Source organism: Novipirellula herctigrandis (genome assembly GCA_007859835.1).
In the GTDB taxonomy this organism is placed as follows: domain Bacteria; phylum Planctomycetota; class Planctomycetia; order Pirellulales; family Pirellulaceae; genus Novipirellula_A; species Novipirellula_A herctigrandis.
The window spans coordinates 4,895,187-4,912,891 of record SJPJ01000001.1 but is presented as its reverse complement, the minus strand read 5'-3'; the positions used below and the strand labels follow the sequence as shown (position 1 = coordinate 4,912,891).

Below are 17,705 nucleotides of genomic sequence, written 5' to 3'. Positions count from 1 at the left end.
GCTTTCATGATGTGAGCGTTGTTGGATTGTCATGCCAACGGTGCCATTTTCGAGGACACAATATCCTCACTGCTAAGTCACTTAGCGAAATACGCGCCGCTCGGCGTTTTCATGTGGCTATGGTCGACCGTAGGGATCATAATATTGACCAGCGGAAGCTGATTTGCTGGCCAATGGGTGAATTTGAGAACATCCTGGATCTGCTTTTTGGTTGATCAACTTCTCCCCTGCCCCAGCGAGACTCACTTGGTTGATGCTTCACAAAGAGAGTTCCCATAACATGAATCCTTTTTTTTCGCGGATATCCTACGGCCTCTGGTGGCGAAAGAACACCTTCTCCCAGCCAAGCCAATTAGGTGTTGTGATCGCTTCGATTTGCGGTTTGATGATCGCGCTGTCTACGATCGATCCAAAAGCACGGTTATCCGCCAGCGAGTCGATTGGTCGTCCTAACATCGTCTTCTGCATGGCTGACGATTGGTCGTGGCCACATGCTGGCATTCTTGGTGATCCCGTTGTGAAGACTCCGAACTTTGATCGTGTCGCTCGCGAAGGTGTGCTGTTTGAGAACGCTTTCGTGTCGACCCCGTCGTGCACTCCGAGTCGTCTAAGTATCCTGACCGGTCAGCATCATTGGCGACTTAAAGAAGGTGATAGCCTCGGTGGATCTTTGCGAGAGAATTTTGACGTCTACACCGAGCTGCTTCAACGCGCCGGATACCGGATCGGTCGGTTCGGCAAGGGGGTCTGGCCAAGCAAGCATGCGTTTCGCAAACGCGATTCTTTTGGGGAACGTTTCAAGTCGTTCGACGCTTTCCTCAAAGAACGCAAACCCGGCGAACCGTTCTGTTACTGGCACGGTGGTCAGGATCCTCATCGTCCGTACAAGCTTGGCGTTGGAAAGAAAAGCGGCATCGATTTGTCGAAGGTGCAAGTCCCGGCGTGTCTGCCGGACAACGAAACAATCCGCAGCGACGTGGCTGACTATTTGTGGGAAGTTCAGAGATTCGATCGAGAGGTCGGGCAAATTGTTGATCAGCTGAAGGCGATGGGTGAGTTGGACAACACCATTATCGTTGTCAGCGGCGACAATGGTATGCCGTTCCCTCGCTGCAAGGCGACGCTGTATGACCAAGGCACTCGCGTTCCATTGGCAATTCGGTGGGGAGCAAAGGTAAGTGAAAACCGTAGATTGAACGACTTTGTCACGCTCTGTGACCTCGCACCGACATTTCTCGAAGCGGCTGGGTTAAAGGCATCGGAGCAAATGACAGGACGCAGTCTGATGCCAATACTTACCTCCAACAAATCCGGGCAGGTTGATCCTAGCAGATCATTCGTGCTATCCGGCGTGGAACGCCATGTTTACTCCTATCCGAAACGTGCCCTGCGTACCGGTAAGTTCCTTTACATTCGAAATTTCGATCCTGGCAAGTGGCCGACTGGCGAAAAGAACGGTGGGAACATGACGTACGACTTTGCTGAAACACCTTGGCCAACGGGTCCGGGTGCCTTTTCGTTTGCTATCGATCCATCCCCATCGAAACAATTTCTCCGCCTACATCGTCACGAATCCGCGGTAAAACCGTTTGCGGATTTGTCTTTCGCTCGTCGGCCGCTGGAAGAGCTCTACGATCTTCTTAAGGATCCGAATCAACTCCGAAACATTGCCGACGATCCAACGTGCTTGAAGGTGAAACAACAGTTGCGACGCCAACTCGATGCGGAGTTAATCAAGAATGCTGATCCGCGGACGGACGTACCAGGTTATTCTTCACAAAACATCGAAGGGTGGCCTGTTCAAATCAGCGATCAGCTGATGAGCGAGAAACACGAAGAAACCGTTCGTGCGGTGGAGTTGCTGACCGATCAGTTTCAGCACATCAAACGCGTTGTGCCCGATGAGGCATTGGCGCTGATTCAGACGGTGCCGATTTGGCTTTCACCACCGTACCCGGACGTCCGACCAAAAGGCGAATACCATCCAGGAGCGAAGTGGCTCGAAAAAAATGGGCGTCGTCCCGAACTCCATCGCTGCGTCGAGTTCACCAATACCGCTATCTTCGATCGTGAAATCAAACGAATGCCCGTCATGGTGTTGCATGAACTTGCTCATGCGTACCACGACCAAGTGCTAGGGCACGATAACATCGAGTTGAAGATCGCTTTCGATCGAGCAAAGCAAAATGGCTCGTACAACGCTGTGCTACGTGGAAATGGGAAAACCGAACGAGCCTATGCGATGACAAATCCTATGGAGTACTTTGCTGAGTTGTCTGAGGCGCTTCTGGGGCGGAACGATTTTTATCCGTTTGACCGCATGCAGTTAGAAAGGCATGATCCGTTGGGCTACGAACTGCTGGTTCGACTATGGCACCTGAATTCAATCGATGCTCATGACAACGATTAGCCTAGAATGATAAGCCTAGGCACTGTCTCGTATTACGCGGTGAATCCAGGGATAAATTGACGCCAACAATGCAACGAATAGCATTTAGTTTTGGCTTTCCGATTGTTGCGTTATTGGCTTGAAGGATTTGCACACTGGACGACGATACGCGGTTACAATAGGGACCCACGAATCTAATTTCGATCCTGCCCGCTTCCCCCTAAGCCGATTTGAGGCTGAACGATGCGTTTGATTGCGACTTGTTGGTTGGTGTTTTTTGGTTTTCTACAAATTGCTTCGGCGGAACGACCCAATATTGTTTTCGCCTTTGCTGACGATTGGGGATTTCACGCCAGTGCCTATGGAACATTGTTCCCTGGGGGTGTCAACGACGTCGTCTCAACGCCGAACTTTGACGCGATTGCCGAACAAGGTGTGTTGTTCAGTCGCGCATTCGTAAGTGCTCCATCCTGTACACCGTGCCGCAGTTCACTGATGTCGGGCCAACATTTTTGGCGGTGTGGCCGCGGTGCTATCTTGCAAGGAGCGATTTGGGATTTTTCGAATCCTGCTTACCCTCTGCTACTGGAATCGTCCGGCTACCGAATTGGCCATACCTACAAAGTCTGGTCTCCTGGGAAACCGGGCGACGCTCCGCATGGTGGTGCTGCTCGTGCTTTCAACAAAGCGGGTCGACGCTTCAACGGGTTTTCGCAGGCAGCTATGAAAGCGAATGATCATGAGAAAGCCAAAGCCGATCTTCTCCATGAGGTTCGCCAAAATTTGCTGTCGTTTCTCGATAGTGACAATGATGACCAAGTTGATGGCGACCAACCGTTCTGTTACTTCTTTGGTCCAACGAATTGCCATCGCAAGTGGATTGCTGGGAGTGGCAAGACGCTTTGGGATATCGAACCCGATACGTTGAAAGGAAAGATACCGCCCTACCTTCCCGATGTACAAATCGTACGAGAAGATTTCTCGGATTATTTCGGTGAAATCAAGGCTTTCGATACTTCGTTAGAAGTGATCAGTAGCGAGCTCAAACGACTCGGCGTGAACGACAATACGATTTTGGTCGTCAGCGGTGATCATGGTTTCCCCGGTGTGACTCGCGGCAAATGCAATCTGTATGACTTTGGCACTCAAGTACCGTTAGCGATTCGTTGGCCGGCGGGCATTCCGACAACCGGTCGCGTTGTCGATGATTTTGTAACGTTGCCCGACTTAGCACCAACTTTTTTGGAAGCAGCCAATGTCGAGATTCCTGATTCGATGACGGCTCGTTCCTTGATCCCGATTCTCAAAAGCGATCTATCGGGACAGGTCGATTCGACTCGTGATGCCGTGTTCACTGGCCGCGAACGACATGTCGCGGCGGCTCGAACCGATTTTAAACCTTATCCCCAACGAGCGATCCGTACCGATCAGTTCCTTTTCATTGTCAACTTTGCTCCCGACCGTTGGCCGATGGGGACTGCAATCGGCTATGGTAAAAGCGGTGATGCGTTTCCAAAATTCGATGCGTTACGCGAAAATACCTTTGCTGCTTTTGCTGATTTGGATGCCAGTCCTACCAAAGCATGGATTGTCACGAACCGTCATGAGGATCCAAAGCGATTCGATTTCGCGTTCGGCCGAAGAGACAAGTTTGAACTCTATGACGTGATTGCCGACCCCCACTGCATGACGAACTTGGCAAACCATCCATCGCATCGGAAAACTCGCGATCAACTTCATGATCGATTGATGTCCGAGCTGCGTCGTACAGACGACCCGCGGGTCAGCGAGCACGTCATTTTTGAATCTTCGCCATTCACCGATCCAACGTCAAAAAAATAGAAATGTCTTAAGACGACAAGACAACGAAAATCAACGAGTGCCGCCGAAGCACTCTGTGATTGTCCCTACCCAAAAAGAACTCGACTATGCTTTGGCTTGGATGCGAAACTTCAAGTCGACTACTTTGGATTGAGGATGTTGCTTTGTGATTTTTTCTAAGATCGAACGCTTTTGGAAATTCAACTCCTGGAGTGTGACGGAGTCGGAAGCATAGATGTTCAACACGCCGCGTTTCAAATTTCCTACCCGGACACTTGAGCGAATGCTTTCCGCGATTTCGCCTACGATTGTCGCTTCGATTTCGTTGACTACCGCTACTTGGGCGTACCCCCGCCGAGATATTAGCTGATTGACCAACGAACCGATCTGGCGAAGCTGGGGAGCTTCACTCTTGGCACCCTGAAAGGTGGAAGATTTCGGTTTATTTGGTTTTCGGGTCATCCACTGGATTCCTGGGGGTTCAGCGATATGCTCGCCTTTGGGCCTAACCATGCATGGGGGTTGATTCTACCGAAGGTGTCCGTTGCCGGCCAATGGGTTTTTATTTGCCGACTAGTTCAGCGTCGCTGCTGATAATTGGGCTTGGCTGGACGAGCATTTTGAGCGAAACGGTTGGGAACCACGGAGGGTCCCATGCTGAAGAAGTATATCGTTCGCTTGAACGACCAGGAACGCGCTGAGCTCACCAACGTCATTTAGAAGCTCAGCCGAACGGACCAGGATGTTCGTCGAGCCCAAATTCTTTTGAACTCCGATGCCGACGGCCCAGCTTGGACCGATGCGAAGATAGCCGAGTCGTTCAGCTGTCGGACCAAAACCATCGTGAACATCCGGCGACGGTTGGTCGAAAACGGCTTACGAGAAACGCTCGACAGTATGAAACGAGCTGCGCCGCCGACGCCTAAGAGGCTCGATGGTGAACAACAGGCTCGGATCATCGCGACTCGATTGAGCCCACCACCGGAAGCCCACGCGAACTGGTCACAACGACTGCTTTGCTCGAAAAGTCGTTGAGTTGGGGATCGTTGAATCGGTCAGTCATGCGACGCTTCGCCGAACGCTTAGAAAAAAGGCATGAGCTATCGCAAGATGCAGTACTGGGTGATCCCGCCGGAAGCCGATGCGGAGTTCGTTGCTCATAGGGAAGATGTCCTTGAAACGTACTCAAAGCCCTACGATTGTGATGTTCCTGTTCTTTGCATGGACGAACAGCTGGTCCAGTTGATCAAAGACACCAAGGTGCCGATTGCCGCGACCAAGGAACATCCCAGGCGAGTCGATTACGAATACCAATACGAACGCCCCGGTGTTGCCAACGTTTTCATGTTCACCGAACCGCTTTCTCGCTGCCGAGAGGTGATGATACGAGAAAAGAAGACCAAAGTAGATTGGACTATCACGATGGCTAATCTGATTGCTGCAAAGTCCTCGTGGTATGAGACAATCTCAACACACACAATAGGAGCATTCTATGAAGTCTTTGAGCCTGAGCGTGCGAGGTCGCTGGTTCGCCGCATCGAGTTCCACTACACCCCTAAGCATGGCTGTTGGCTGAACATCACCGAGAACGCGCTAAGCAGTATGACACGGCAGTGCGTGGCCCGTCGCCGGATCGGCAATCTCACCATGCTCGAATCCGAAACGCATGCATCGGTATGTGATGTCAACGAAACTCAACGTGCCGTCCACTGGCAAATGAAGATTGACGACGCCTGGATGAAACCAACCTCTGTCTACCCGAAGATTAAGCTGTAACGCTGCACTAGTCTCGAAGTACGCGTCGTCGAAGAATTGTCGTCCTATGTGATGTTAGCGGACGCTAGTTTTCCATGATTTCGTATCCTCCTGAATGGCGAGAGCGCATACCGGCGCGTGTCTTCGGATGCTTGCGAGACGGTGAACTCGGGATCACCGTTCTTCCCGGTGTTGGCATGGTGGACGGTGGCATTCCATATGACGTTCCGATTTCTGTCATCCCGTTCGACTTGCGAATGCCCAACACTGACCTGTGGATTCGATGTGACGAATCAATGAACCTTGTTGAGGCGTGGCGGCGTGATCCTAATTGATTTGCGCTGTTGACTTGCAGCCGAAACGGAATGGAAGCTGTGTTGGAAGTGTGCCGCGTCCGCTAACATCGTTTTTTCGCTGACGCCTTCCGCACACCGCTCGCTTGTTGTTCCTCGCTCGCTGGGGTGGTGAACTTTCTGGTAGTTCAAGCCGGCCACAAATGGAGTGGCGGTGTCGTAAACACCTTCCGTTGATCGAGCATTTACCGGATGCCGATCTAGAAACCACTGCTGAAACCGACCTTGATTAAGATCGCCTATGGCTACCTTATCGATCTCGTGCCATTGGCATGATCACATAGCTGTAGCCATCGTCGGTCGTTAACAACGCTGGGCTTGATGAGGATTCAACTTCCATGACAAAGCTCGACTCGTTATCGAGTACTTTGCAAAAGTCAGCCAAGTAACGATTATCCATCGTCAACGTGATAACTTCACCATCGTATCCGATTGGCAGTTCCACTTGCGACTCACCGATCTCGGCGGTACTCGCTTCTAACTTTAACGTGCCATCACCGAACGTAAAATCGATGCCACGACTTTCATGATCAGTAACGATCGCTGCTTGGCGAAGTGCTGCGAACAACGGTCCCACCGTCATATCGATCTGAACGGCGTTTTCTCGTGTGGGAAACACTTGTCGCCAATTTGGATAGCGACCTTCCACCAATCGTGAATAGATTACCGCTCGTGGCGTTCGTAAAAGCAAATCATTTGCTCGTGCCGCTACGTCCACTGCATCGTCCTTGTCGCTCAATGCTCGTTCCATCAACTGGATCGCTCGTGTCGGCACGATCGTGCTTGTGCCGGTCGTTTGGTGGCCACCTTGGGCTTCTCCGGTCCCTTCCATCTTTGCCAATCTTCGTCCGTCGGTTCCAACCGCGATCACCGATGATTCTTCCATTTCCAGTAGCACTCCGCCGAGTGCGTAGCGACTGCTTTCGGCATCCGTTGCAAATACCGTTCGCTTCACCATTTCGCGAAACAGTCGTGTCGGTAACACATGATATTTGTCTTCATGGAATTCCGCGACGCTGGGGAATTCATCGGGGTTGCTTCCCGGAAGTCGGAATTTACTTCGGCTGCCGGTGATCCGGATGCCGGTGTCGTCGGTTTCGATCGTCAGTTTCTCGTCGTTGCTCTCGCGAAGAATGCCCATCGTTCGTTGAACGGGCAACAACGCCGAACCTTCTGTTTCAATCTCGACACCCTCTTGGACTTCCAAACGAATACCGACATCCAAATCAGTTGCTGTCAGCGTCAAGCGACCACCAGTGGCCGTTATCTTGACGTTTTGAAGGATTTCTTTGGGCGAACGCGTTGGAGCGATACTGGCAGCAAGACCGAAGGCGGAAGTGAGCGATTCGCGTTGGCAGGTGATTTTCATAACAGTGAGGCGATTCGACTAAGAAAGACTCGGAACATTTGAGAGAAACCATGTTGTACCGCCTTGGTCGACAATGTGTAGTGGTGTCGAGATGAAAGATCGATCATTCATGGTGGGCTCTCTAAAGAGAATAAAGTATTTAAATATCGTCGTCGTCGTAATGTGATAGCTTAAACTGTTGGTTGTAAGAGAATCGGAAATATAAGTGCTTTGATAGTAACAGTTTATAGAGACGACAGGTGTGTGGAAAAACCGTTGCTCCTATGTAGCTAGTTGGTCAGACTTGGAGAGAGTTAGTGACATTGGCCAACAGACGGTAGAGAGAGTTGAAAAAGGGTCAACGAAAGGAAGCACCAGAGTCCACCAAGAGAGTGACATGTTTTCCACCAGCAAAAGAAGCAGAAAAAAAGAGAAAAAGTCGGTGTGCTGGTTTTCCACCAGCAGCCCCTACGAACAGGTCGCAGGGCAAAGTGGCTATTGTCTCGACAGACGGGATAGCTTTTCGGTTAGCTCATCGGCGGCTTGGCGTAAATCGGCGTTGTCACGGAGCAATTCTTCGGTTTTGCGGATCGCGTGCAAAACGGTGGTATGATCGCGACCTCCAAAGTAATCGCCGATATCGTTCATACTAAGCGACGTTAAGCGGCGAGCAAGCAACATAGCCAACGATCGAGCACGGACCAAATGTTGCTTTCGAGAACTACTGCGCAACTCCTTTGCTCGTTGGCGAAAATGCCGGGCAACGGTATTGGTAATCTTCGCTAACGATATTTCTTTGCTTGGGGATACCGATTGGATGGCCGCTTCAACCGCTTCACAGGACGGTGGTAGCTTCTTCATCCGGCACCACAGATCAATTTGACGCATCACAGCCGCAATCGCCCGTACAGGCATCGCGATATCCAATCCCTCGTCGAGCATGCCGAACATTGATGCATCAAGATCGAGGTTGAAAGCCACAGCCAATTCACGCAACAGCAAAGAACGCGTTTCACCGGCTGGGCAATGGACAGGAATTGTCAGCCCAGGAATCGAGCGGCTGACGAGTGACGGACGCAGACCACGAACCTCGGTAGGCAATCGGCGGCAAGTCAAAATCGTTGGCAATCGAGCTTCGACACGAGCTTCGATTCGCTGAGCCAATTCGTTTTGAGCGGACGTTTTGCTCGTCATCAGGTGCAAATCGTCAATGATTAGCACCGGCGCCTTTTCAATTTCGTCACGAAGCGAGTTGACGACATCGGCGGCAACCGCGTCGCCGTACCGTCGAGCGAACTCGATCGCTGGCAAATGAACAACCGCGTTATTCTCGGTAAAACCGAGCTGGTTTGCGTAGCGCACCCCCATGTGCAGGGCGAGAGCGGTTTTTCCACACCCGGTTGGCCCAACGAACAGAATCGGATTGCCGAACTCGAACAACGATGCTTCTTGTCGAGCAACAAAGGCGACCAAGCGATTTTCGGGCCCGGCGAGGAAATAGGGCAACACCAGCGGGCTGGCAGCGGAAGCAGAACTTCGACGCCGCGATTTTACCAGCGGGCGCTCAAGTGGAAACGCGACCACTTCGCAATCGGCGTTGTGGCGACCTGAAACAGGCTCGGCTTGGATTGTGGAAATAGACAATTTAAGTAGTCGTTGTTATCGAATCGACCAAATTGTACCGAGAACGAGCAGGAAAACGAGGGGTAAAATTGTTAGTTTTCCACATCCTTTTTGTTACGTAAATGTTTATATGAACGAGAGATACGATAAACAGCGTCAGCAATTTCCTCGGAGGTGGAAAACTTGCTCATTCCGAAACGCAATGCGGATAGCACTAACTTTGCTGGCAAATTCATCGCGATCAATACGTGGCTGGGGGGGCTGCTGCCGCTGCTACACGCTGACCCGCTACTGCAGGCGACCCCAGCCAAATCGAGTGACATTAGCATCGATTGGCGGTCGGTGTGCGGAAAGGAGAGGTAACTCGTATTGGGTAGTCGATCAGCTGTGGCACCATGGATGACCAGATCGGAATGTTCCGCGCGAAGCGATTGCTCAAATTGGTCTCGCAGCGATCGCATCCGCTGGCGGTTAGTTACCAATTCATCCGTTGCAATTCTTAGAGCCTCAGCCATGCCACAAATCAACGCGACAGGTTCAGTCCCAGGTCGTGATTCAAGTTGCTGCTCGCCACCATGAAAAAGGGGGCGCAAGCGAACACCACTGCCCAGCCACAAGCCACCAATGCCACAGGGGCCGTGAAACTTGTGGGCCGAAATCGTCACGGCGGAGGCATCAAGCTTGGTGAGCGACAGGGGAACTTTGCCGATTGATTGGGTAGCATCAACATGCAGCAGAACACCCGCTTGGCGGCAAATCAGAGCGGCCTTTTCGATCGGCTGATGTACACCGGTTTCATTGTTGGCCGACATAATCGACACCAAGCCGCAACGGTTCCTGCAGGAAGCGATGAGTTGAGGGAGTTCGTCGATATTGATGACGCCGTTTTCGTCAACGTCTAACCAATGAATTTCACGTCCAAGGGCGAGTAAATGTTCGGCAATCGCAATCACACTGGGGTGCTCGATTCGGCTGATGATGATGGCTGATAGTGGCTCGGCCAATCCAGTAATCGCCAAATTGTTCGATTCGGTACCACCGCTAGTGAACAAAAAACGAGGCCCACCCGGTTGGTCCAACGGTGTGTCAAGACAGACAGAAATCGAGTCGGTCGCGTTGTCAATTCGCAGTTGAGCGACACGACCGAGTCCATGTTGGCTCGACGCGTTTGCCGGTCCGCTATTGAACACGTCGGCAATCACGTCGGTGACTCGTGGATCGATCGCGGTGGTGGCGTTGTTGTCCAGGTAGATCATGGGGTTTCCGGTGAACCCGCCAATTTTCTTAAATCCGCATCATTAGGAAAGTCCTTTAAGGCTTCCTTAAGTAGTCCGTCCGCCAACACCGTTCGGTCCGCCGCTCGCATGTCTTTGATCAAATCAACATATTGCGAGCTCAGGGATTGGTTGATTTTTTCCGTCATGGCTTCAGTCGACTGTTCGAGTTGAGCGAGTTCAAATAACGGGGGCATCAACAGGTACATTTCGCGTTTGGCGAGCCTTTGAATTACGGACCAAAAGAATGGTGCGTGTTGTGGATGGTCGATGCTCCATTGTCGCCAATAGGCATTGCCGTTGTGATCGAGGTTGAGCTGTAAAAGGAGCAGTTCCGAATCGGCGGGAGTTCTACCGGTAAAACCACGAGAAAGATAAACAAGATGCCAGGTATCCGTCGGTTTCTTAGGAGCTTGGATAAGAGATTTTTGGCGAAGGTAAGTGGCTGTGTTGGGGGTGACGCTGGTCCGTTTGATGGGGGTGATTTGTAGATTCAGCAGGGGGATTTCATAGAAATGGAATTCACGTACCGAGAAAGTATCGGGTGAAAATTCTCTTCCAGTAACGGATCCTTGGACGCGCACGAACAGGAAAAGGAAGAGAGATACCATCACAGCACTAAGGACGATTACCCATCGCCGTAAAAGGCCCTTTTTGGGTCCTTTCCTAGTCGTGTCGGATGAAGTGGGTGAAACAGAGTTGGACAAAGAAAGAAATCAGGAATCAAAGGAAGGAAAAAAGCAAGGAAACTAGTGGTTTCGATTGATCCTCGATTGTACACAGACCGCCACTCAGGCTAGAACGCCTAAATGGAAAGTAGACTGGCCTGATCCGCGGCCGTTATCTGTGCTCGAAACCTCATGAAAGTCCGTAGCGATGAAGTATAGCGGTTCGTCAGTCACTCGAAGTGGGGACCTGAAGAGTCGATTTTCGGCTAACCAAGTGTCCTTTTGGGCAGGATCACCTTGGAAATCGGGGCAAACGGGGGCACAATCGAAGCGACCATACGATGTGCTTTTCAGTGCAGCCGAGCCGCCAATGGAATTAGCGGTGGTTAGCGATGAAGATTCCGACGATGATTCGCTGAAACGGCGTAAACGGGTCGAAGCGATCTTGTTTCTTTCAAAGGCTCCGTTGTCACCCCGAAAACTATCGCAAATGGCTCACTTGGCGGATGCAACCGAGGCTCGTACACTTGTCCGCGAACTCAATGCGACGTACGAAACTCATGGTCGTTCGATGCGAGTGGAACTGATTGCTGGCGGTTATCGTATGATGACACGGCCCGCATTAGCCCCTTGGTTGACTCGACTTGGACATTTGCCTCCAGCAATCCGGTTATCAACGCCGATGATGGAAACGCTAGCGGTCGTTGCATATCGCCAAAATGTCTCTCGAGCGGATATCGAAGCCATCCGAGGGGTGGCTTGCGGCGAATTGTTGCGACAGCTAATGGAGCGAGATTTAGTACGAATAGCAGGACGAAGCGAAGAATTAGGCCGACCGTACCTTTATGGAACCACCAAACATTTCTTGCTGGTCTTCGGATTGGCTAGCATCGATGGGTTGCCTCCGTTCCAATGGGATACACTGCAAGAACCCGAACCAGCTTCCACATCCGAAGAGCAAGCAGAAACCACACCCGAAGATTTGTCCCCTAACGATAGTTTTTCATCAACGAAGGAGTCAGTCGTGAGCACCGCTGTCGCATCGGTTCTCTCCGAACCAGAAACAGGCTTTGTAGCCGTCGATCCCGTCTTGGCCGGCCTCGCCGAAGCCGAAGGTGGTATGGATCCCGAGGACCCACAAGCTGTGATTGAAGACGAAGAAGACGAGTTGTACGGAGACGATGATGACGACGAGGACGATGACCTCCTCGACGATGATGATTGGGACGATGACGATGACGATGACGATGATCTAGACGACGGACTCGACGATGATGATGAAGAGATAGATGATGAAGAGATAGATGATGAAGAGATAGATGATGAAGAGATAGATGATGAAGAGATAGACGACGAAGAAAGTGACGATTGGGAAGAAGTCGACGACGATGATGATGACTGGGAGGACGACGATGACGACGACGACGACGACTGGGACGACGACGACGAATCGGCCGACGACGATGAGGATTGGACATAGAATCTAGAAATGGATTGACCCAATGCGGTTGCCGCTGATCGCCCTAACTGCCTTCCTGGTAACAGAAACCTCACTGTTTTTGTTCAACGCCTCGGGTGCCGATTCGCCGTTTCTTGAAGGCCACGTCACCGATCAACTCGGTCGTCCGATCGAAGGAGCGACGGTGACGATCATGGATTGTATCGGCACCTGTTTTGGTGGCGACGCGCGAGTCACTGATCGTAGCGGACATTACGTATTCAACGACAAGACATTTCGCAATTGGCCCTTCTTGTCTGTCTCGATGCCCGGTCGCTACCACGTCGCAACCGACTATAGCGGACCAAAATTGTCCGAAGACGACTCGGACAAACCGCGGCGAGCTGAATTTGTCCTTGGCAACCCAGCAGCTCTGAGTGTCCGTGTGACCGGGAAGATCCCCGAAGCATGGACCCAATCGATTTTCCTGCGAGCTGGGCGTGATGTGACGCTCCATCGCTATGATCTTTCGGGTGACTGTTCAGATGATGCCTCACGATGCCAATTTGACATCGTCCCGCGATTTGAAACGGTTCACGTTGTGATTGTTCACAGACCGGTCGTGACCCCTTCGGACGATCCTCAGGAACTTCGCGAACGCAAACGCGATAGTCAGAGAAAACAAGTTGAAGTGATCTCACCCGGCTTGCGATTGATCGATCCACAACGATATCGAATCAATCTTGAATTGCAGTCTAGCGATGAAGGTACTTCGTTCTATGTGAATCTGGTCTCGATCGTCGATGCACTTGGTCAAGACCGAACAGACGAGTTGTCCGTTGCTGATCCATTGTTTGGCCCGCCAGTTAAGCCAGTCGATCGTCAGAGGGCGTTACAGCTACTTAAGCGAGTCGCATTGGCGGCCACGCCGTGGAATGCCCGGCCATCCAAATCGATTACGTATCAATACGACGCCGTCAATGCAAAAGGAGAACGCACCGAAGTCACTATCGACAAGGACTCACCCACGGGACCCGCTTGGAGTGATATATCTCGGTTACGCGGTTTTGCTTATATGCCGCCATTGCGATGGTTGTTCTCGCAGCCCGAAAACGTGGTGATTCACGATGTTCAAACGTTGGAAAATACCACCGTGTTGACCTATCGACTCAAAGAACGGCGAGGGTTCTCAGCGGGGCTTGGTGTTGGTCCAGGTTGGAATGGTTTCTTTTCTCGCTCATTTTCCTCAGGCCGGATGGTGATCGACACCGAAAAAGCCGTCGTCACCGAGCATCGAATCTCGATGGGGCCATTGGGCGAGGAATCGATCGAAACCTTTTCGGATATGGTTCCCATGGGCGGAGGTTATGTGCCTCGATCGATTCGAATTCAATCAGGTGACGCCGACTATCGACTGCGATTCAAATGTCACCAAGACCAGCTGTGGCTCCTTGACCGGGCAACTCATGGCGACAGCAAAAATCCGGCGCTCCGCATCGAGAAAGTGTCGGTCGACCTATCGGCAAACGAATAGCCAGCGAAACGATCGAGTTAGCGGATCAGGGCTATGGGGTAGGATTTGTTTGGTTGGGACGCAAGCTATTGGAAAAGTTAAATAACCGCACAATGCCCGCTGACTCAATTAGGGCCCGCTGCCTCAATTAGCCCGCTGCTTCAATTTAGGCCCGCGACACCACTTAGGCATTATCCTAGCACGGCATGATAGAGTGCACGGACATTTGCACTAGTCAAAGGTATCGGGTTAAACGTCCCCGTCCATTGCTGGAGCGCTTCGTCGACCAACGAGTCGATCGCGGCGGTTGGGATTCGCAGCTCGGCAAGTGACGTGGCAAGATTTGCCTCTCTGACCCAAGTGGTCACTCGCTTCGCTAGTTGCTCGGGTGCGTCAGTTTGGTTCACATCTGGGACCAGCTCGCGTAGCAACTCAGCGTATGACAAGGCCAACTCGGCCCCGTTCATCCGAATGACCGCTGGCAACATCAGTCCGACGGCTTGACCATGAACAATGTCGTACCGAGCGGTTAAGGGGTTTGCCGTTGCGTGTGCCGCACCAAGCATGGACGTTTCAATAGCCATCCCCGCAAAATGAGCCCCGAGTTGCATTTGGCTTCGAGCGGCAAGATCATTAGGATTTGCCAGCACTTGCGAATAGCCATTGGCTAATAGTCCAAAAGCACGCCGTGAATAGGTAGTCGACATAGGGTTTCGGCGCCGCGTGACGTACGTTTCAATCGCATGGGAGATCGCGTCGATGCCGGTCAGGGCGGTGACAGTTCTTGGCTGGGTGAGAGTCAAGACAGGGTCAAGCACCGCGATCTTGCATGCGGCTCGAGGATCGCCGCAGGCCATTTTGGTATGCGTCGTCGCATCACTGATCAATGCAAACGATTGCGCTTCGCTGCCGGTCCCGGCCGTCGTTGGAACAGCGATCATTGGTAACAAATCGGTCGTTGCTTTGCCGACACCGTGGTAGTCGTGGATCGTGCCACCACAGGAGTAAACAAAGTTGATCCCTTTGCAGCAATCCATACTGCTGCCGCCACCAAGTCCGATTAACAAATCCGGCTTCGTTTCGGCCGCTCGCCGCACGCCAGCATCGACCATGTCCGCAGTGGGGTTTTCGCCGAAGTCGTGAAAGGATTCGACCTTGATGCCACTGTTTCGAAGGGATTCGACAGCAACATCAAAGTGCCCTGCTTCGATCAACCCCGGATCGCTAACCAGCAAGACACATCGGGGCCGAAACTCGGCCGCTAATTCACCGAGTCGCCGAATCGTTCCCTCGCCGAAAACAACTCGTGTCCGATTGGAAATATCAAAAGGTTGCATCGCGGAGGGAGAGGTTGAAGGAGGGAGAGGTGAATGTCGCCTTTGGCAACACGAATGGCAACACGAACGAGTGCTCGTTGACGCCCTTGTCATCAGGGAAAGGCGACAAACAAAGTGTAGTCGAACGCAAAGAGGAGGCTATCGCGCCACCGAAGTAGCTCGTTTCTTTCGGTATTTGTTTGGATTTGCAGCTTTTCCGGTGATTTCATACAAAAACGGACTGGGGATGGTCGGTCGCGGTTTACCCCATTTTCGCCGGGTCAATGCCATCGACATGGTCAAGTTTTCTTGAGCTCGCGTGATCCCGACGTAGCACAACCGTCGTTCCTCGGCGATATCCTCATCACGTCCGCTTTTGACACTTCGACTATGCGGCAGAATCCCTTCTTCCATTCCGACCATGTAAACGTATGGGAATTCGAGTCCCTTGGCGGCATGAAGGGTTAATAGCCATACCGAGTTCTTTGCCGCCATTTTGTCTTTTTCGTTACCCATTTCACGACCCGATAGCGCAATATCGGAAATGAAACCGGTCAGCGTCGGTTCGCTATGGTTGTCTTGAAATGCACTGATCGCATTGGTTAAATCCCCAATCGATGACATCCGTGCATCCCGTTCTTCAGGTTGATCATAGATCCGCGCGATTTCGTCGGCATAGGCCGTTCGCTCAAGCATCGTCTGTAATGCATCGGTCAACGAATCATGTTCGGCTCGTTCACGAACATCGTCGGCAAGCTTCGCCAAGTCATTGATGCCTCGTTTGGCACTTGGAGACAAATCGGCAATCGCCGCGTTGTTCTGCATCACTTGCCACACTGGGACCCCACGCTCGACCGCCCGGCTAACGAGTAACTGAACCGTCTTGGTACTCAACCCTCGCGCCGGTGTATTGATCACCCGTAGTAGCGAGATTTCGTCATCGGGTTGGTCGATCCATTTGAGATAAGCGAGCAAATCTCGAATTTCACGTCTGTCAAAGAACGATTGACTGCCCATCATCACATAGGGCACGTTTGCTTTGCGAAGTTCCGTTTCGAACAAACGAGGTTGCTCATTGGTCCGAAACAGTATCGCGATGTCGCGCGGTTGGATGTGTTTTTTTTCAATCAGTTCGGTGATCTCCGTCACCACCAATCTCGCTTCAACCGTTTCGTCCTTGTGCTGCAAAATTCGAGGTCGTTGGCCGTCCGGACGACTCGGGACCAAGACCTTGTCGTGACGATGGGTGTTGTATTGGATTAACGTGTTGGCCATCGAAAGGATCGCACCGGTGCTGCGGTAGTTGTCTTCGAGGCAAACGACTTTCGCATCAGGCCAATCGTTGGCAAAGTTCAAAATGTGCGTGACATCGGCGCCACGCCATGCGTAAATAGATTGATCATCGTCACCAACGACGCAAAAATTGCGATGTTTGAACGTCAAGTCGCGAGTAATGCGGTATTGGCTGCCGTTGGTGTCTTGGTATTCATCAACCAAGACGTGATCGTAAAGCGATGCCACTTCGTCACGCACATCGTGGTGTTCTCGAAATAAGGTTTCGGTGTGTAGCAGCAGATCATCAAAATCCATCGCCGCACGTGCTCGCAGCGCATTCTGGTAACGGCGATAACCCGACGCAGCGAAATGTTCCTTGTCGGTCGATGCAGCCATAGCGGCTTCATCGGGAAGGATCGATTGGTTCTTCCATCCACCGATAATCGCTAACATGTCGGCTGGTTTCAGTGCGGTTCCTGAAAGCCGCAGCTCACGAAGGATCGCGCGGGCAAGCGATTCTTGGTCACTTCGGTCGTAGATCGAAAACTTGTTAGGGAATCCAAGCGACTTCGCATGTTGTCTCAAAATCCGCACACAAAGCGAATGGAACGTGCTAATGGTTGGTTTTGGTTCGGCCGGTTCCCCACGTTTCGGTTTGCGTTTCTTTTTTGGCCCAAGTAGTTCACCGATTCGCTCCTGCATTTCACCAGCCGCTTTGTTGGTGAACGTCATCGCAAGAATGCGGTCGGGTGGCGTGCCGTGGCGAATTAGGTTGGCGATACGAAACGTGACAACACGCGTCTTGCCCGTGCCTGCGCCAGCAAGCACAAGCATAGGTCCAGACAGGGTTTCAACGGCTTCCGCTTGAGCCTTATTGAGTCCGTGGCCCACATTCAATCCATTTGTCGAGAGAAGCAAAACAGAAAAGGAGG

13 protein-coding genes are annotated in these 17,705 nt (G+C 51.9%); 6 read left to right on the top strand and 7 right to left on the bottom strand.

Translation table 11 applies throughout. The annotated features are described in order from the left end of the window. Positions 1–280: 280 nt before the first annotated feature. Together CA13_RS17920 and CA13_RS17915 are read left to right on the top strand one after the other, a co-directional pair. Complete coding sequence (locus tag CA13_RS17920; protein WP_419194518.1) at positions 281–2,410, top strand: sulfatase-like hydrolase/transferase; 2,130 nt, start codon at positions 281–283, stop codon at positions 2,408–2,410. Positions 2,411–2,632: 222 nt separating this feature from the next. After that, a complete protein-coding gene (locus CA13_RS17915) occupies positions 2,633–4,231 on the top strand; it encodes a sulfatase family protein (protein WP_146398894.1) in 1,599 nt (532 codons plus the stop codon). Between the two features lie 84 nt (positions 4,232–4,315). Here the strand turns inward: CA13_RS17915 and CA13_RS17910 are convergent, their stop codons facing one another. Then, the gene (locus tag CA13_RS17910; protein WP_419194517.1) at positions 4,316–4,672 is read right to left on the bottom strand and encodes a DciA family protein; all 357 of its coding nucleotides are present in this window, start codon (positions 4,670–4,672) and stop codon (positions 4,316–4,318) included. 633 nt (positions 4,673–5,305) lie between these two features. On the opposite strand from CA13_RS17910, the gene CA13_RS17905 reads away from it, so the two are divergent. Together CA13_RS17905 and CA13_RS17900 are read left to right on the top strand one after the other, a co-directional pair. After that, positions 5,306–5,986 carry a transposase gene (locus CA13_RS17905; RefSeq protein WP_146398892.1) on the top strand — a complete coding sequence of 227 codons (681 nt, stop codon included), beginning with the start codon at positions 5,306–5,308 and terminating at the stop codon, positions 5,984–5,986. Positions 5,987–6,060: 74 nt separating this feature from the next. Continuing rightward, positions 6,061–6,300 (top strand): hypothetical protein, encoded by a 240-nt coding sequence (locus CA13_RS17900; RefSeq protein ID WP_146398891.1) that lies wholly within the window; start codon positions 6,061–6,063, stop codon positions 6,298–6,300. 268 nt (positions 6,301–6,568) lie between these two features. On the opposite strand, the gene dnaN is transcribed toward CA13_RS17900, so the two are convergent. The 4 genes from dnaN to CA13_RS17880 all read right to left on the bottom strand — a co-directional run bounded on the left by dnaN (position 6,569) and on the right by CA13_RS17880 (position 11,174). Further along, on the bottom strand, positions 6,569–7,687 hold the full coding sequence (dnaN, locus tag CA13_RS17895; RefSeq protein ID WP_146398890.1) for a DNA polymerase III subunit beta: 1,119 nt from the start codon (positions 7,685–7,687) through the stop codon (positions 6,569–6,571). Between the two features lie 474 nt (positions 7,688–8,161). Further along, positions 8,162–9,310 (bottom strand): helix-turn-helix domain-containing protein, encoded by a 1,149-nt coding sequence (locus CA13_RS17890; RefSeq protein WP_146398889.1) that lies wholly within the window; start codon positions 9,308–9,310, stop codon positions 8,162–8,164. A 71-nt stretch (positions 9,311–9,381) separates the two neighbouring features. Then, positions 9,382–10,545, bottom strand: coding sequence for a cysteine desulfurase family protein (locus tag CA13_RS17885; protein ID WP_146398888.1), 1,164 nt, complete (start codon positions 10,543–10,545; stop codon positions 9,382–9,384). Beyond that, positions 10,542–11,174: a hypothetical protein gene (locus CA13_RS17880; RefSeq protein ID WP_146398887.1), complete on the bottom strand. Its 633-nt coding sequence runs from the start codon at positions 11,172–11,174 to the stop codon at positions 10,542–10,544. Before CA13_RS17880 ends, CA13_RS17885 begins: the two co-directional genes overlap by 4 nt. A 265-nt stretch (positions 11,175–11,439) precedes the next feature. Between CA13_RS17880 and scpB the strand changes: the two genes are divergently transcribed. Then, the gene (gene scpB, locus CA13_RS17875) at positions 11,440–12,711 is read left to right on the top strand and encodes an SMC-Scp complex subunit ScpB (RefSeq protein ID WP_419194516.1); all 1,272 of its coding nucleotides are present in this window, start codon (positions 11,440–11,442) and stop codon (positions 12,709–12,711) included. A gap of 22 nt (positions 12,712–12,733) precedes the next feature. Further along, a complete protein-coding gene (locus CA13_RS17870) occupies positions 12,734–14,203 on the top strand; it encodes a carboxypeptidase-like regulatory domain-containing protein (protein ID WP_146398885.1) in 1,470 nt (489 codons plus the stop codon). A gap of 170 nt (positions 14,204–14,373) precedes the next feature. Here the strand turns inward: CA13_RS17870 and CA13_RS17865 are convergent, their stop codons facing one another. Together CA13_RS17865 and CA13_RS17860 are read right to left on the bottom strand one after the other, a co-directional pair. After that, positions 14,374–15,519 carry an iron-containing alcohol dehydrogenase gene (locus tag CA13_RS17865; protein WP_146398883.1) on the bottom strand — a complete coding sequence of 382 codons (1,146 nt, stop codon included), beginning with the start codon at positions 15,517–15,519 and terminating at the stop codon, positions 14,374–14,376. A 138-nt stretch (positions 15,520–15,657) separates the two neighbouring features. Then, positions 15,658–17,691, bottom strand: coding sequence for an ATP-dependent helicase (locus CA13_RS17860; RefSeq protein ID WP_146398881.1), 2,034 nt, complete (start codon positions 17,689–17,691; stop codon positions 15,658–15,660). Positions 17,692–17,705 lie beyond the last annotated feature (14 nt).

Excerpts from the sequence above, each read along its gene's own strand:
- CA13_RS17880 (WP_146398887.1), bottom strand. The coding sequence starts at position 11,174 with ATGGTATCTCTCTTCCTTTTCCTGTTCGTGCGCGTCCAAGGATCCGTT.
- dnaN (WP_146398890.1), bottom strand. The coding sequence starts at position 7,687 with ATGAAAATCACCTGCCAACGCGAATCGCTCACTTCCGCCTTCGGTCTT.
- CA13_RS17905 (WP_146398892.1), top strand. The coding sequence starts at position 5,306 with ATGAGCTATCGCAAGATGCAGTACTGGGTGATCCCGCCGGAAGCCGAT.
- CA13_RS17910 (WP_419194517.1), bottom strand. The coding sequence starts at position 4,672 with ATGACCCGAAAACCAAATAAACCGAAATCTTCCACCTTTCAGGGTGCC.
- CA13_RS17885 (WP_146398888.1), bottom strand. The coding sequence starts at position 10,545 with ATGATCTACCTGGACAACAACGCCACCACCGCGATCGATCCACGAGTC.
- CA13_RS17865 (WP_146398883.1), bottom strand. The coding sequence starts at position 15,519 with ATGCAACCTTTTGATATTTCCAATCGGACACGAGTTGTTTTCGGCGAG.
- scpB (WP_419194516.1), top strand. The coding sequence starts at position 11,440 with ATGAAGTATAGCGGTTCGTCAGTCACTCGAAGTGGGGACCTGAAGAGT.
- CA13_RS17915 (WP_146398894.1), top strand. The coding sequence starts at position 2,633 with ATGCGTTTGATTGCGACTTGTTGGTTGGTGTTTTTTGGTTTTCTACAA.
- CA13_RS17870 (WP_146398885.1), top strand. The coding sequence starts at position 12,734 with ATGCGGTTGCCGCTGATCGCCCTAACTGCCTTCCTGGTAACAGAAACC.
- CA13_RS17920 (WP_419194518.1), top strand. The coding sequence starts at position 281 with ATGAATCCTTTTTTTTCGCGGATATCCTACGGCCTCTGGTGGCGAAAG.
- CA13_RS17900 (WP_146398891.1), top strand. The coding sequence starts at position 6,061 with ATGATTTCGTATCCTCCTGAATGGCGAGAGCGCATACCGGCGCGTGTC.